Origin of the sequence: Prevotella sp. S7 MS 2 (assembly GCF_000762865.1) — a bacterium.
Classification (GTDB): Bacteria; Bacteroidota; Bacteroidia; order Bacteroidales; family Bacteroidaceae; genus Prevotella.
Genome location: NZ_JRPT01000004.1, coordinates 1 through 15180, shown reverse-complemented (window position 1 = coordinate 15180; position 15180 = coordinate 1). Strand labels below are relative to the sequence as shown.

12 protein-coding genes and 1 pseudogene are annotated in these 15180 nt (G+C 46.6%); 7 read left to right on the top strand and 6 right to left on the bottom strand.

Annotated elements, in window-relative coordinates:
- The first annotated feature begins 71 nt into the window (after positions 1–71).
- The 7 genes and pseudogenes from HMPREF0671_RS01620 to HMPREF0671_RS12620 all read left to right on the top strand — a co-directional run.
- Positions 72–908 (top strand): MotA/TolQ/ExbB proton channel family protein, encoded by an 837-nt coding sequence (locus HMPREF0671_RS01620; RefSeq protein ID WP_036896313.1) that lies wholly within the window; start codon positions 72–74, stop codon positions 906–908.
- A 30-nt stretch (positions 909–938) separates the two neighbouring features.
- Positions 939–1550, top strand: a complete 612-nt coding sequence (locus HMPREF0671_RS01615; RefSeq protein WP_036896312.1) for a biopolymer transporter ExbD — start codon at positions 939–941, stop codon at positions 1548–1550.
- A gap of 3 nt (positions 1551–1553) precedes the next feature.
- The gene (locus HMPREF0671_RS01610) at positions 1554–2201 is read left to right on the top strand and encodes a biopolymer transporter ExbD (RefSeq protein ID WP_036896311.1); all 648 of its coding nucleotides are present in this window, start codon (positions 1554–1556) and stop codon (positions 2199–2201) included.
- Between the two features lie 34 nt (positions 2202–2235).
- Positions 2236–3069, top strand: coding sequence for an energy transducer TonB (locus HMPREF0671_RS01605; RefSeq protein ID WP_036896310.1), 834 nt, complete (start codon positions 2236–2238; stop codon positions 3067–3069).
- A gap of 7 nt (positions 3070–3076) precedes the next feature.
- Positions 3077–4039 carry a PstS family phosphate ABC transporter substrate-binding protein gene (locus HMPREF0671_RS01600; RefSeq protein WP_036896308.1) on the top strand — a complete coding sequence of 321 codons (963 nt, stop codon included), beginning with the start codon at positions 3077–3079 and terminating at the stop codon, positions 4037–4039.
- Positions 4040–4126: 87 nt separating this feature from the next.
- Positions 4127–5539: a lipopolysaccharide assembly protein LapB gene (locus tag HMPREF0671_RS01595; RefSeq protein WP_036896306.1), complete on the top strand. Its 1413-nt coding sequence runs from the start codon at positions 4127–4129 to the stop codon at positions 5537–5539.
- A 327-nt stretch (positions 5540–5866) separates the two neighbouring features.
- Positions 5867–5980, top strand: a pseudogene (locus HMPREF0671_RS12620) (IS982 family transposase); the annotation flags it as partial.
- Positions 5981–6097: 117 nt separating this feature from the next.
- Here HMPREF0671_RS12620 and HMPREF0671_RS01590 read toward each other — a convergent pair.
- From HMPREF0671_RS01590 to HMPREF0671_RS01565, 6 genes are read right to left on the bottom strand one after another with little or no spacing between them, the layout of a single operon-like run.
- The gene (locus HMPREF0671_RS01590; RefSeq protein ID WP_036896304.1) at positions 6098–6430 is read right to left on the bottom strand and encodes a DUF2149 domain-containing protein; all 333 of its coding nucleotides are present in this window, start codon (positions 6428–6430) and stop codon (positions 6098–6100) included.
- Positions 6427–7029 (bottom strand): MotA/TolQ/ExbB proton channel family protein, encoded by a 603-nt coding sequence (locus tag HMPREF0671_RS01585; RefSeq protein ID WP_036896303.1) that lies wholly within the window; start codon positions 7027–7029, stop codon positions 6427–6429. Before HMPREF0671_RS01585 ends, HMPREF0671_RS01590 begins: the two co-directional genes overlap by 4 nt.
- 4 nt (positions 7030–7033) lie before the next feature.
- On the bottom strand, positions 7034–7750 hold the full coding sequence (locus HMPREF0671_RS01580) for a hypothetical protein (protein WP_036896301.1): 717 nt from the start codon (positions 7748–7750) through the stop codon (positions 7034–7036).
- Positions 7751–7756: 6 nt separating this feature from the next.
- The gene (locus HMPREF0671_RS01575; RefSeq protein WP_036896300.1) at positions 7757–11980 is read right to left on the bottom strand and encodes a cobaltochelatase subunit CobN; all 4224 of its coding nucleotides are present in this window, start codon (positions 11978–11980) and stop codon (positions 7757–7759) included.
- A 28-nt stretch (positions 11981–12008) separates the two neighbouring features.
- On the bottom strand, positions 12009–14237 hold the full coding sequence (locus HMPREF0671_RS01570; protein ID WP_036896392.1) for a TonB-dependent receptor: 2229 nt from the start codon (positions 14235–14237) through the stop codon (positions 12009–12011).
- Between the two features lie 35 nt (positions 14238–14272).
- The gene (locus HMPREF0671_RS01565; RefSeq protein WP_036896298.1) at positions 14273–14941 is read right to left on the bottom strand and encodes an HmuY family protein; all 669 of its coding nucleotides are present in this window, start codon (positions 14939–14941) and stop codon (positions 14273–14275) included.
- Positions 14942–15180: the final 239 nt, after the last annotated feature.

Below are 15180 nucleotides of genomic sequence, written 5' to 3'. Positions count from 1 at the left end.
TGCTAACCATTGACACTAAATCGAACAAATATTATAAATTTTCAATAACTAAAAATTAATTTTTAAAAATTATGGCAACTACACAAAAAACAGCCACCCCTAAGAAGGGACAGGGCTTCCAAGGTATCAGAGCAGCATTCTGGATCATCGTAGCATGTTTCATTATTGCTATTTGTATCTTTAACTTTATTCTCGGTAATCCTGCAAACTTCGTAAATAACGATCCTTCAGGTGCCGTTCTTAATGGTAACTTGATGGGTACTATCTATAAGGGTGGTATGGTCGTTCCAATTATCCACACTTTGTTGCTTACCGTTCTTGCTCTTTCTGTAGAGCGTTGGTTGGCTCTTCGTACCGCTTTTGGTAAGGGTTCTTTGACCAAATTCGTTGCTAATATTAAGGCAGCTTTGAATGCTGGTGACTTCGCTAAGGCTCAGCAGGTTTGCGACAAGCAGAGAGGTTCTGTAGCTAATGTTGTTGCAGCTTCTTTGAATGCTTACAAGGAAATGGAAGCTACTAGTGGTATTAAGAAAGGTCAGAAGGTTGCTAAAATCCAGCAGGCTCACGAGGAAGCAACTCAGTTGGAGATGCCTACTCTTCAGATGAACCTTCCGATGATTGCTACTATCGTAACATTGGGTACATTGACAGGTCTTCTCGGTACTGTAACCGGTATGATCAAGTCGTTCGCCGCTCTTGCAGCAGGTGGTGGTGGTGACTCTCTTGCATTGTCAACTGGTATTTCTGAGGCCTTGATCAACACCGCATTCGGTATTTTGACATCTTGGTTTGCAGTAGTTTCTTATAACTTCTTCACAAACAAGATTGATAAGTTGACATACGCACTCGACGAAGTAGGTTACTCTATCGCTCAGACATACGAAGCAAACCACACAGAAGAGGCTTAATTTTTGCTAACCCTTTAAAATTTTATCGCTATGGGTAAAGTAAAAATTAAGAAGAGTGACGTTTGGATTGACATGACCCCTATGTCGGACGTGATGGTGCTCTTGCTGACTTTCTTCATGTTGACATCAACGTTTGTGAAGAATGAGCCAGTAAAGGTTGTAACCCCCGGTTCGGTATCAGAGATCAAAGTTCCAGAGAAGAACGTTCTGAATATCTTGGTTGATAAGACCGGTAAGATATTTATGAGTATGGACAACCAAACACAAATGATGGATGTACTTGCTGGTATGACCGGTCAGTTTGGTGTGTCATTGAATGGTGAACAGGAGAAAAAGTTCCAGAAAGATGCAATGTGGGGTGTTCCCATGGATAGACTGGGTGCTTATTTGAACTTAGAAACAAGTCAGATGGCTGCAGAACTTCCTAAGTTTGGTATTCCTACAGACAGTATCGAGGGCAAGAAGAGTGAGTTCCAGATGTGGGTAGAGCAGGCTCGTACTGCTAATCCTGATATCAAACTCGCTATCAAGGCCGATGAGAAGACTCCTTATAAGGTAATCAAGAAGGTAATGTCCGAACTTCAGGATATGAGTGAGAACCGTTACTATCTCATCACTTCTTATAAAAAGTTGGAGGACTAAGGCATGGCTAAAAAGAAAGAAAGTAGACAGAAGAAGATAAATATCCGTGTAGACTTTACGCCTATGGTGGATATGATGATGCTTCTTATCACATTCTTCATGCTCTGTACATCTTTGGCAAAACCACAGACGATGGAGTTGAGTATGCCAAGTAACGATAAGAACATTCAAGATGAAGACAAGTCGGTTACCAAGGCTTCACAGACGATTACTATCTATGTAGGTAGTGGCGACAAAATCTACTATGTAGAGGGTATGCCTAACTACAGCGATCCCAATACGTTGAAAGAAACCACATGGGGTGCAAAGGGTATTCGTAGTGTGCTCATCAATCATGAGACTGAAGACGGAACAATCCCTGTTCAGGCTATTATGCGTGCCAAGGCTAAACTCGACGCTAAAAAGTTGAACGAGCCTAATAAGTATACTCAGGAAGTTTACGACAAGGAACTTGCGAAGTTGAAAGCTGGTGAAGTTGATGGTGAGAAGATTCCTACTTTGACTATCATTATCCGCGCAACAGACGGTGCTTCTTATAAGAACTTGGTAGATGTTCTTGATGAAATGCAGATTTGCAGTATTGGTAAGTACGTAATCGACAAGATCAATCCTCAAGACAAGGAATTGCTTGACAAGAAGGGTGTGAAATAAGTCTTTTACGCAAATGATTTAAAACAAAAAGAAAATGTCAAAAATAGATTTAATATCTGGTGAATGGACCGATTTGGTCTTCGCTGGTAGAAACCAAGCTTACGGTGCATACAAGCTTCGTAAGGGGACTGCCAAGAGAAATCTTATCGCCATCGCTGCCGTTTTCGTTCTTGCCATCGTTGCTTTCTCTGCTATAGCTATTAAGAATATCGTAGATGAGAATGCTCGTAAGGTGGCTGCCACACAGGTAAACGAACTTTCTGCTTTGAATCAGCCTAAAAAACAGGCCGAGGTAAAGAAGAAGAAAATTGAAGTTGAACCTGAAAAGGTAGTTGAACGTGTAAAGAGTTCTATTAAGTTTACTCCTCCTGTAATCAAGAAAGACTCTGAGGTTAAGCCCGAAGAGGAATTAAAGACACAGGATCAGTTGATGCAGACCAAGACAGCTATTGGCTCGTTCGAGGTTAAAGGTAACGATGAAGTTGGTGGAGAGGTGTTGAAGGCTAAGGAAGTAATTGCTCAGCCTGAACCTCCAAAGCAGGAAGAGGAAAAAGTCTTTGAAGTCGTAGAGCAGATGCCTATGTTCCCCGGTGGACCTACCGCATTGCTTCAATACCTTAGCAGTAACGTGAAATATCCTGTAGTTGCACAGGAAAATGGTGTACAAGGACGTGTCGTTGTATCTTTCGTTGTTGAGAGAGACGGTTCTATCACAGATGTTCGTGTCGTACGTTCGGTAGATCCCTCACTTGATAAAGAAGCACAGCGTGTCGTACGTAGCATGCCTCGTTGGACCCCCGGTAAGCAGAATGGTTCAGCTGTGCGTGTGAAATACAATGTTCCTGTATCGTTCAAGTTGCAGAACTGATAAGTAAATGAAGAAAAGAGTATCTTACATATTCGTAGGATTAACACTACTGTCTGTCAGCCTTCTTGCTTCTTGTGGACAAAAGAAGCATAAAGGTGGCAGAACAGACACATATTCGTCAGGGGTGATTAGTTTCGCCTCTGACGAAAGTTTTAGTCCCATTATCGAGGAAGAGCGACAGATATTTGAGACTATTTATACTCAAGCAAAGGTAAAGCCCATTTATACTAACGAATCGGATGGTATGAATATGTTGCTGAAAAATAAGATTTGCTTGATGATTACAGCTCGTGACTATAAAGAGTCGGAATTAAAGAATTTAAGAGATCGCACTTTTATGCCGAAGGCTCTCAAGATTGCCTATGATGGTTTGGCTCTCATTGTCAACAAGGCAAATCCTGATACCTGCATAACTGTGAAAGACATAGCTCGTATCTTAAGTGGCAAAGTGACACAATGGAATCAGATTCATGCTGGTTCTAGGAGTGGGCAGATTACTGTTGTCTTTGATAATCGTAAATCTAGTGCCGTGCATTTTGCCGAAGATTCCATCTTAGGTGGTAAACCTATTGCCAGTCCGAATGTGTTTGCTACGCAGAAGACTGCTGATGTTATCAGCTATGTAGAGAAGACTCCCGGTGCTATTGGTATCATCGGAAGTAATTGGCTGAATGACAGTCGAGACACTACCAATCTTACTTTTAATAAGAATATTCGTTTAATGTCGGTAAGCCGTAAAGATAAAGCTACTCCTATGAATAGCTGGAAGCCTTACCAATATTATATATATAATGGAAATTATCCCCTTATCCGTACTGTTTATGCGTTGTTGAACGACCCTATTAACGGACTTCCATGGGGATTCGCTCATTTTTTGGCATCACCTAAAGGCCAGATGATTATTCTCAAGTCGGGTTTGCTACCTGTACAAGGGAATATTACCATTCGAGATGTTAATGTAAGCGAATAATAATGTGATGGATGTTACATTTAGTATTGTTATACGTCTAATAATTAGCATTCAATACTTGAATTAATAACAGTAAAAGAAGAAATTATGAAAGCAATTAAATACTTATTAGTCGGAGCATTGATGATAGGATTTGGTGCTCCTGTGATGGCTCAGAATGAGAAAGCTGCCATTGAGCAAGTGAATAAGATTCTTCAGTCTAACAGCCCTGATAAGGCAAAACAGATGAAGGACATTGTGAAGATGTACAAGAAGAATCCGGAGGTTCTTGTTGGTATTGGTCGTGCATATCTTGATATTCAAGATACACTCAATGCTCAGGTCTATGCCGATATGGCTCTTAAACGTGACATGAAATATGGTCCAGCTTTCATTTTGAGTGGTGATATTCAGGTTATCAAGGACAATGGTGGTGCGGCTTCTTCTTGGTATGAGCAGGCTACATTCGTAGATCCGAAGAATCCCGAAGGTTATCGCAAGTATGCACAGATCAATAGTAAGGTTAGCCCTTCTTCTTCTGTGGCAATGTTGAATAAGCTTCATGAGAACCTACCCGATTATCCAGTAGATATTGTCTCTGCACAGATTTACGATAAGGCCGGTAATTTGAGCAAGGCTATTGAGTATTATGATAAGGTAGATAAGAACAAGATGGAAGCTACCGACTTGGTAAGTTACTCTTTGGATAACTTCCTTAAGGGTGACTTTGAGAAGAGTTTATCTATTTCTCAGTTCGGTAACAACAAGTTCCCACGTCATCCGGCTTTGAATCGTATCTCGTTCTTTAACCTTACCAACTTGAAGCGTTACCCAGAGGCTCTTACTTATGCTGACCGTTTGTTCAATCAGAGCGACTCTACTAAGATTACAGAGAGCGACTATCTCTATTATGGTTATGCTTATCAAGGTAACAAGGAGTATCAGAAAGCTATTGATATGTTTAGACAGTCTTTGGCAAATAACAAAGATAATGATGCCGATAAGTCTGACGCTTTGAAGAATATTGCAAGTGCTTACTCAGAGATGGGCGATATTGCTAATGCTACTAAGACTTATGATGAGTATCTCAAGACTTTGAAGCAGATTACAGCTATCGACTATAATGCGTTGGCTAACATGTATATGAATCAGGCTACCAAGACCACTGGTGCTGAACAGAAGGAAGCTTATGCTAATGCTGACCGAGTATTCGGTGAGATGGCAGAGAAGTTCCCAAGTGCAGCTGACTTCGCTACCTATCAGCGTGCTCATATCGGTTATGCTCTCGACCCTGAAACAAAGACCGGTGCGGCTAAACCTCATTATGAGAAGTTGATTGAAATCATTAAGAGTCATACCGAGAAAGGCGACCGTGACGATGCTCGTCTGTTGGAAGCTTACCAGTATCTAGGATACTATTATACGCTGAAGAGCGATAAGAGTACAGCAGATAGCTATTGGAACAAGATGTTAGAGATTGATCCTAACAATGAAACAGCTAAGCAAGCTCTTGGTAAGTAGTAAATTGAATTAATTCTTAAATAGATATATATCCTCAAAGGCAGCAATGCTTTTGGGGATTTTTTTGTCCATGTATGTGAGAGAACCGTTCGTCTCCCATGGCTTAATTTCTTGTATAAGGCCCGATGATGGGGAAGTCTTATCAGACTTTATCTCCGGTATATACTCATACCGGAGACTATCTTCGTTTAGCTCGACAGTTCCCGGCTATTCAAGGCTAGCCCTCCGGGCTATAAATCCCATTTGTTTGCGGATGTTGCATATTCCCTTTATGATGAAAAGAATTTCATAGGAAGCTATGCAAGGGTAGTTCTTTCAGTTTATAAATTTGATAATTTTATCGTCAATATGCTTGGAGCATTGGCTGCATATTGTTTGTTTCCAAAGAAGCCGTGCGTCAATGTACAAAGGACATTTGACACACAGCCTGCACTATTTTAAATTCGTCGAACTCACATTATTTTTCTACATTGCAATAACATTTAAGCAACATCTATCATACACCAATAACCTTACAACACAAACCTGCTGGATTTGAATTAACGAAACAGGGACTGTTCATTCCTCGGGAATGTAGATAATCTCGCCATTCTCCAGTTGGTATGCCACACCCACGCGACGGCCTTTGTCGCCCTTGGCATTCTGATTTTCCGACGGTGTGTAGCGATCTATCTGCTTGCCTTTCTTAGAGATGATTTCCATATTCTCCTTCCCAGGATTTTTCACCACGGTGAAATCCTCGGTGCTGAACATCTCGGTCATCTTGTAGTGGGTGACGAGTGCTACCATTAGTGCCACAGCAAAGACCATTGCTGCGTCGAAGAGGTTGCCCACTACGCTCATCGGGTCGTCGTCCTCGTCATGCCCAATTCTGATTGGTCGTCTTCTCATGATGGATTGTCGCTGTTTTCGTTCAACATATCGGCAATGTAGTTGAGCGCGCTCATGTCGCGTCTGTACCAGCGTTGCCTTACCGATTTGACCACGAAGCCTACTCCTCCTGCAAATAGTCCGATGACGGTAGTGGCAAACGCCACCTGCATATTGTATGCCATAGAGGCTATGTCGCCCGATGATAGTCCCACCAGTGCGGGCCCCATTGGTATGAGTGTGCCCATGAGTCCTGTCATTGGCCCCATCTTGGCAAACATCTTAGAGGTTTCAAGTTCACGCTCCGCCATGCATTCGTATTCGTCGATTAGGTGGTTAATCTTGGCTGCGCTCCCTCGGTGCTCCACCATCTTCTCCATGTAGGTAACTATGGGTAGCCTTCCCTTCGGTAGGCGTTCGGGGAGCGTCATAAGATTATCAGCCGTGAGCGTTTTCATCTCTCTGTGTAGCATGACCCCGCTCTGTCGCATGGTGAGATACTGATTGAAGAATCCACCCAGCAATAGCAACGAGCGGAGGAAGAAGAATATGAGAATGAGGATAACGGGAACGAGGAGTCCCGACGAAATCCAATAGAGTATGTCTGTTATGTAATTCATTGTTTTATATCCGTTTGTTTTTTCTATTCATTTGAATTATTTGTTGTTTGGTGCGCCACCGATACCACGCCATACCTGCCACTATCGATGTGGCTATAAGAACCAGCGTGCCGACGAGGGATTCGAGGTCGACGCTGTCGGTTCCCGTCACGGTTGTCTTGCCGTTAACCGTTGCCACGATGCCCATTAGCGCGATGAGCAGACTGCAGAGGAAGAGCAGTTCGAGGCGTAGGAAGGGTTCGGGCAGCAGGCGTTTCAGCGTATGTGTGAGCAACGGAATGGCTACGGCGAATACGCCACCCAGCGTCCATGCCACGAGCGAGAAGTCTTCGCCAGGAAATGCAAAGATGACTTTGACGAGAATCCCAAACATTGCCGGTACGACCATGATGCCGGGGAAGAAGCGTAGAAAGACGAGGAGCCAGTGTGCCCTACGACCCACCTGCCCCGATATTTCCATGTCGGTCGCCAGCAGGCAGAAGGCCATGGCTAACAATACATCGAGATTGAGCAACACGGAGATGTCGCGCACCAGTTCGGTGTCGGTAAGCCAACCTGCAATCTGTGTAGACGACTGCAATATCGCGCCACGCCATGCCAGCCCAGTAAACAGCCATGCCGCCATCGCCGTGATGCCCATCTGCAACGGACGTACAAAAGTCTGTTTCAGCACGAAGCTGAAACAGACAAGTATGAAGAGTATGACAACTAAGGTTTCCATAGCGTCTTATCGTGTACGGTTTTTGCGGCGCATGCGGATGACGAACATCAGCAGAGCAAGGAGAATAAATATCGCACCGCCAGCGAGCATGCCTTCGCTGATCTTCTGTGTATGTTCTTCCGTCTGCGACATATCCTCGTGCTTCATCACCGTGCCCTTGCCCGTGTTTGTCGCCGCATTGCGCAGTCGGTCAATCTGTTGCTGGTATTCCTTGCCACGCTCAGCATCTACCTTTGAGGCGATGAAGTTGCACAGTTTGGCATTGTCGCCCACGAAGCCAGAGCCTGACGGTTTGTATTTCTTCACCATATCGACATGCAGTTTGGCAAGGTCGGCCACCTGCTGTGGTGTAGCATTCCACATTCCCTTTCGCACGGTTTCGAGCATTACAGCGGTAATCTGCTGCAATGCTGCAGGATTTTTCTGCTCGAAGAATGCCTGTGTGCCAAGGTTGTACTTGTCTTTTACGTACACATCGTAGATGTCGTCCCAAAGTTCCTTGTCTATCGCCTGTGGCTTCATCACGTTCCACCCGTAGGTGTTTTCCACGATTTCGGCAAAACCTCCTGCTGCGCTCGCGCCACCTTTCATCTTCTCCTTTATATATACGGGATTTAGAATAGTGGTGCGACTCTCCACACCTATTGCCTCTTTCACCTCCTGCATGCGCACGTTGTGGCGGTTGCGGTAGTCGCTCAGATAGGCATCGGGGTCTTTGCCCGTCACATGTCGTACGGCAAGGTTCAGTCCGCCCATAAACTCGTAGACATGGTCTAGGCTCAGTGCTCCCCATGTGTTGCTCTGGCGAGGCTGCACCACAACGTCGGTGCGGGTGAGGGCGGCCTCGAAAGCATGCTTGCTATACTGTTCCCAGTCTTTCTCGCTGCCGTAGAAAGCACCCATATTGTTGATGTAGGTGTTGGCAATCTCTTCACGCTTTTCCCAGCGGTCGCCACTCATCACCATGCCCTGTATGCCTGTGCCGTAGTTGCCGTTCATACCTCCGAAGATGCGTTGCGATGCCAGTTTGCGTGCCTCCTTGGGCGACACACCTTTCTCTGTGAGGTAACGTTCGGCCTCCTTCATGCCAATGGATACCTCGTTCTCGAAGGCATCGTCCTTGGCATTAGCTGCCATTTCCACCGCTCTGTTGATGAGGAAAAGGCGTGACGCTGCAAGGTCGCGGAGCTGTCCGGAGGTCTGCACCACTACATCGATACGCTTTCTTCCCAACTCTTTCGAGGGAATCAGGCGTAGGTCACTCACTCGGCCGAACGAGTCTCTGATAGGCTCAACACCCAGCATATAGAGCACCTGCGCTATCGTTGCACCCTCGGTCTCTATAAACTCGCCACTCCATAGCGTATAGCTCACCTTGTGTGGCATTTCGCCGTTGTGGCGACGCTGGTACATCTCGATGGTATTCTGTGCCAGTTGCTTTCCTTTCTCCCATGCTGCCTCGCTCGGTGTGGCCTCGGCATTGATACCGTAGAGGTTTCTACCCGTTGGCAGGGTATTCGGGTTTACAATCGGGTCGCCACCTGGCGATGGCGCTGTGTAGCCACCGTTCATAGCATTGAGCATGCTCTCCAGCTCGCACCGTGGACTTTCCACAAGATATTGCCTGTACTTGTCGATGCTTTTCAGCGTGCGCTCAAGTTCTCGCACGGCAAAGGCAAAAGCTTTCTCCTCCCTGCTATATGATTTCTTTTCTTTTTTCATCATCGCAGACATAGCCGACATTCCTTTTTGAGGCATTCCTTTTTGAGGCATACCTGTCGACGGCTTTCCGTGCATGGCGTTGCCCATACCTTTCGGCATGCCACTCTTTGGTTTCTTGCCCGTTGCGCCCATGCCCATCATCATTTTCATCATATCCGACGGTGCTGTGAGGTCTTTATAGATACTGTGTGCACGTTGCAGGTCGGACGGTGAGAGTTGTCCAACTTTGCATACGAAGGCGTCGGTGACTGTTGCCGGACTATTGATGACCGACTGCACCAGCGATTTGGCAGGATAAAGATAACGGCTGTTGAATTCGGAGCGACGTTTCAGCATTGCCTCGCTTGCTTTTCCTTTCACCTTGTCGAGCGTAAAGAGCGAGTAAGCCACGGGGTCGGTACACATTTCGAGTAGGCTACTGTTGATACGAGCCGGCTCGTAAGAAACGCCAAGGGTATAGAGCTGACCAGTAATCTTCTCGGTCGAGAGCTCTTCGGCAAAGTTGTCGATGCGCAGAATGTCTTCCTCTGTGTAAGGGCGTGATATTATGCTATCCAATCCCAAATCACGATGGAATCCCAAACGCACCACGAGTTTTTTGATGTCGAGCGAGGTGCGATGCAACAATGCTTTATCCTTGCCGATGTTCTGCGTGTAGAGTTTCAGTTTGGAAGAGAGTTCGCCGTATTTGCCACGCATTCCGCTTTCCATGAACGGTGGTGTGAGATACGACTGCAAGCCTGCATACGAGCGACGTTTGGCGATAAGACCTTCGCCTACGTTGCCGATGGTGTATAAGTAGAAGTGTGGTATTGCGCCCACCAGTCGGTCGGGCCAGTCGAGATTACTCAATGCCACCTGCTTCTTCGGTGTAAACTCAAGACTACCATGTGTGCCGAAATGTATCAGCACATCGGCTTTGAAACCGTGCTGTGCCCATAGGTAGGAAGCTATGTAGGTGTAGGGTGGGGTAGCTTCGGTGCCATGCACTATCTGGAATGAGTTGTCGCCCTTGCCTGCGGCATTCTGAGGAAGTAGCACAATATTACCAAACTGCACACGAGCCACGGCTAGCTTGCCGTCGGGTGTTGCCATATACTCACCTGGAAATTCACCGTTGGCTTTCACCACCTCCTTGTATTTTTCGGGGCGGAGTGTCTTTTTTACCCAGCTGTCGTATTCGGTCTTGCTGACGAGTGCAGGTTTTCCGTTTTTCATAAACTCGTCAAAAGCTCCTTTGGCATAAAGGCTGAACACTGCACCCTGCCGATGAATGGCTTTCTCCAGTCCTTCGGGCGATTCGGGCAGTCCTGCCACGTTGTAGCCCTCCTGCTTGAGGCGCACCAACAGGTTGTAGAGCGAAGGTCCAACCTCCATGCCACCTGCGGTCATGGCATTCTGCCCCGGACCTTTATAATAGTAGATGACCACACGCTTTTTGCTGTTTGGCTTGTGTTTTAAACCAATGTAGTTGTTCACTGTCTGCACAAACGTGCTGAGGCGTTCGGGCATCGCCGCCACATATTCCAGGTCGTCTTTACCAACGTAATGAGCGAAAAGGGCGAATGGTCGCAATGCACCGTCTATTTCGGGCGTTACCACGCTCTGCGACAGGAAACCACCATTCATTCCCATCTTATCGTCTTCCCATTTCTTTTCCTGCCTTCCCACGTTCAGCGGAGCAAAGAATGGTACGTTGACATGCTTCAAATAGTCCACGAAACCATCGCCGAGACGCCCGTGCGCCATGTTGATGATGGCCGACACGTTGATGCTGTCGGCATGGTGTTTCTCCACGAATTGATGGATAGAGTTGACAGGGAACACCACATTGCCCGTTTTTTCCAATTCGGCAATAAGTTCCTCTGGTTCGCCCATCGAGCCTGTGATGACAATGGCAGGGGCCTTATCTTTCCACAAACCTTTTTCCATAAGGAATTTCTTGTATTCCGACACGGAGTTGAATTGTAGGTTTTCACCGTCAGCATGATCGGGGTCGGTATGGTAAAGCAGTCCGTATATGCGTTCTACGACCTCGCCTGGTTCGGGAGCATAGATAATTTTCCGGTCGATGTGCCTGCGCACATAAGAAAGCATATTGCAGTAGTTCTCGCGTCCGCCGTTGCCGATGTAGGCTTTCAGACGATTGGCTGTGGTGGTGTCTACCGAGCAGAAATCGTTGTCGGGATTAGTAATCATCGTACTCACCACGGGTGTTCCGCCCTGCATTGCCTTTTCCAACTTTTCGCGTTGCTCCTCGGTGAGACGCAGTCCCATAGCCTGCACGAAGACCATGTCGTAGTCGGTTGCTTTCTTGATGTCGTCGGCACTAAGATTTTCTATCTTGATGAACGGATTATCATTAGCACGGGCTATCTGTCCGAGTGTGATTGTCTGATAATTCACAAAGGCTATCCTTGTAGTGGATAGCCATTTGTGCCATATGCCTATACCCATGAGTAGCAATGCTACCACGGCGGCTATGATTGATAATTTTCGTTTATTCATAATTTGGTTTTAAGGGTGTAAGGCATGATTACTTTCTTATCATGTCGGCAATGTTGATGCTGACTGTCGCCACATAACTGATACCGTTGAGCGGAAGCTGTACCGCTGAGTCGGCAGCCTTGTCCCGAAAGTTGAAAAGGTTGTCCATCATCAGTCCGAGGGTGATGCCTCTCGGTAGCTCCGAGCGGAGATTGATAGAGCAGACCGTACGCGGTTCAAACACGTAGCGCGTGTAGGCTTTGGCTGTGCTGTTGTACGAGTAGCGCGTGATGCGCGACATCCACTGGCTGTTGAATGCAATAGACTCGGTGGTCTTGCCGAACTTGTGCTTGTATATGGCGTTGAACTTTGCGCTGTGTGGACGTATCCACGACTGGTTGTAGCCGTCGCGCACATCGTAGTCGTTGATGTAGGTGTAGGCTCCCCTGAATTGGAGACCGCATGCCATACGGTAGTTGGCCGTAGCCTCAATACCCGTGGTCTTCACGTTCTCGGCATTGACATACCTCATATTATAGCTTTTACCAGGCTCCGTATACTCGTATGAAATCTTGTTGCGGAAACGGTTGTGGTAGGCCGACACCGAAAGGTTGAAGCCTCCATAGTCATATTCTGCCGAAGCCGATAGCTGACTACCCTCTTCTGGTTTAAGGTCTTTATTGCCATACATCATGATTCCCATTCCGCCCATGTTGAATTCCTGATAGAGCTCTTTGAGTGTGGGAATGCGGTAGCCCTGTGAATAGCCGGCACGCAATGTGACATGCTTGAACGGACGATAGAGCATCGACACCTTAGGAGTGAGGTGGAAGCGGTAATGATAGCCTTTATCGCCACGCACGCCCACCACGAGGTTGAGGTTGTCGGTAATGCGCCAGTCTTCCTGAGCACAGAGCGAGAGTTGGGAGATGTCTACCGTACCCGTGTCTTTCATCATATAGTGTTTCAGGCTTTCGTGTATGCCCTCTATACCTGCACTGAAAGTATGGCGACCGAAGTTGCCCGTATAGTAGAGACGCGTGCTGTGGTTGATGTTGCCATAAATCTTCTCAACGAGATCCACACGGTCGAACACATCCTTCTTGACATAGTTGTCGAAGGTGTAAGAAAGGTCAAATCTGTTGTTGTCGTTTACCTGCCACTTCATCTTCGCGCCAGCTACGAGGTCTTCATACCGCTGATGCCATCGCTTGCCGTTCATTGTCGGACGTGTGTTGGTATAGAAGGTGCCGTATGCTTCAGCGCTGAGATGGTCATTGAAACGATACTTGAATCGCTGTCCGAAGTCCATGATACGGTAGCCATACATGATTAGGGAAGAGGGCTTGCTCTGCGACTTGCTCACACTGCCGTCGGGCTTGATCATCTCAACCTGCTTACCCTCCGTGTCTTTTACCGTATAATTGTCGCGATGGCGGAAGCCGAACGACGACTGCGAACTGAACTTGTTCTTGTTGATGCCCAATGACATGGCATAGTTCTCGCCGTTGTATCCTGCGTAGCGCATATTGACCCTAGCATCAAACGGTCTGATACTCTTCTTCGTGATGATGTTAATCACGCCACCTATGGCCCGACTGTCGTACAGTGTCGAAGCTGCGCCACGCACTATCTCGATACGCTCCACATTGTCGATGCTGATACGCGAGAAGTCTATATTATGGTCGGAGCCCTCGCCACTGATGCGCTCGCCGTCGAGCAGGAAGAGCACCGACTTGCTGTCCATGCCTTGATAGTTGAGCGTAGTGGTCTGGCTCATGCTGTTATAGTAGAACTGTACTCCGGGTAAGGTATATTCCAGCAATGTGTTCAGATCAACGGGGTTGACCATTCTTATTTCCTCCTGCGAGATAACACGCGTGATGACGGGCACGTCCTTTAGTGGCTTCTCCGTCCTCGCTCCTGTGACTACCACCTCGTCGAGCTTGGTGTGCGACTGTGTCATCTTGACCGTGAGCGACGGATGACCCGTGGCGGGTACATGCAATGTGCGGGCTACATAGCCCATATAGTTGACATGAATGGTATACACCTTGTTGTCCTGCACGTAAATGGTAAAGGCACCCTTGCCATCGGTGCCAGCTACAATATTCGTTCCCTCCACAGTAAGTCGCGCACCAGGCATTGCCGTCCCGTCACCGGCATCGACAACCTTTCCCGTGATGGCATATTTCTTTTCAAGTGGGGGAGTGTTATTGGCACAAACGGTGGCAAAAGCCACCGTAAGCAATACTAATATGGAAAGTAGTCTTTTCATAATTGTATCTATCATCATGAAATGTGAAACTATAGTTATTTATTCATAACTCTATAGTCGAAACTCACGATTTTCTTCTTGCCTGTGGCATCAACATAGTCCTTAAACTTTAAGAGCATCATCTTGCCATTCTTAAACTTTACGGCAAACACCTTGTCGCTCACAATCTTCGGCTGGCCCATGCCCGTACTCTTGAGCCACTTCTGCAGCTCTTTATTAATCTGTGCCTTTGCATAACCGATGATACGCTTTCTCATTCGACTAATATCCACGGTGATGAGACCAGGTACGTTGCCCTTGTATTCTCCGCTAGGCATTTGGGTAAATTTCATGATGTCAGTCTCTTCGGTCATCAGCACCTCGCCGTCCTTCACGCATGGATTGTGTACGTTGAAGGCGATGTCCCACTTCTGAGGCTTGTCCTTCTCCGTGCCTGTGGCAGCTTGCGTCTCGATGACTTTGGATAAATCCTCACCTTTCTCGTTCTTCTCATATTTGCGGTATGTCCACTCGCCGAGTTCTTTCTGCACGGTGGTCTTCCCTGTCTCAAGGTCAATATACAGCCACGAATCGAATCCAGTTGCCGGAGCCTCGAAGTGCTTGGCCGTTGTATTAGGTTTTGGATCGGTGTCACCGGCGTTTTTATCGCATGACGTAAAAACACATAACATTAAACAAATAGTTGCGAATAATTTTGTCTTCATTTCTATAAAAAAAATAGGATTAATAAAATATTTTTCAACGCTTGCAAAATTAATACGAATTATAAGTGCCTACAATACCTAAATCTTGTGATTTAAAGAACCTGTTTATAAATGAATTTATCGTATTTTTTTTTATGTTCTGTGACAAAGCATAAGAGAATACCCTCAAATCCGCAACTAAACCCTTGAACGTCCTTATTGCGTTTCGCGGCAGTGTCTTGCCCCGTCCGCGGGTGCGG

Excerpts from the sequence above, each read along its gene's own strand:
- HMPREF0671_RS01610 (WP_036896311.1), top strand. The coding sequence starts at position 1,554 with ATGGCTAAAAAGAAAGAAAGTAGACAGAAGAAGATAAATATCCGTGTA.
- HMPREF0671_RS01575 (WP_036896300.1), bottom strand. The coding sequence starts at position 11,980 with ATGAATAAACGAAAATTATCAATCATAGCCGCCGTGGTAGCATTGCTA.
- HMPREF0671_RS01600 (WP_036896308.1), top strand. The coding sequence starts at position 3,077 with ATGAAGAAAAGAGTATCTTACATATTCGTAGGATTAACACTACTGTCT.
- HMPREF0671_RS01615 (WP_036896312.1), top strand. The coding sequence starts at position 939 with ATGGGTAAAGTAAAAATTAAGAAGAGTGACGTTTGGATTGACATGACC.
- HMPREF0671_RS01565 (WP_036896298.1), bottom strand. The coding sequence starts at position 14,941 with ATGAAGACAAAATTATTCGCAACTATTTGTTTAATGTTATGTGTTTTT.
- HMPREF0671_RS01595 (WP_036896306.1), top strand. The coding sequence starts at position 4,127 with ATGAAAGCAATTAAATACTTATTAGTCGGAGCATTGATGATAGGATTT.
- HMPREF0671_RS01580 (WP_036896301.1), bottom strand. The coding sequence starts at position 7,750 with ATGGAAACCTTAGTTGTCATACTCTTCATACTTGTCTGTTTCAGCTTC.
- HMPREF0671_RS01620 (WP_036896313.1), top strand. The coding sequence starts at position 72 with ATGGCAACTACACAAAAAACAGCCACCCCTAAGAAGGGACAGGGCTTC.
- HMPREF0671_RS01585 (WP_036896303.1), bottom strand. The coding sequence starts at position 7,029 with ATGAATTACATAACAGACATACTCTATTGGATTTCGTCGGGACTCCTC.
- HMPREF0671_RS01590 (WP_036896304.1), bottom strand. The coding sequence starts at position 6,430 with ATGAGAAGACGACCAATCAGAATTGGGCATGACGAGGACGACGACCCG.
- HMPREF0671_RS01570 (WP_036896392.1), bottom strand. The coding sequence starts at position 14,237 with ATGAAAAGACTACTTTCCATATTAGTATTGCTTACGGTGGCTTTTGCC.
- HMPREF0671_RS01605 (WP_036896310.1), top strand. The coding sequence starts at position 2,236 with ATGTCAAAAATAGATTTAATATCTGGTGAATGGACCGATTTGGTCTTC.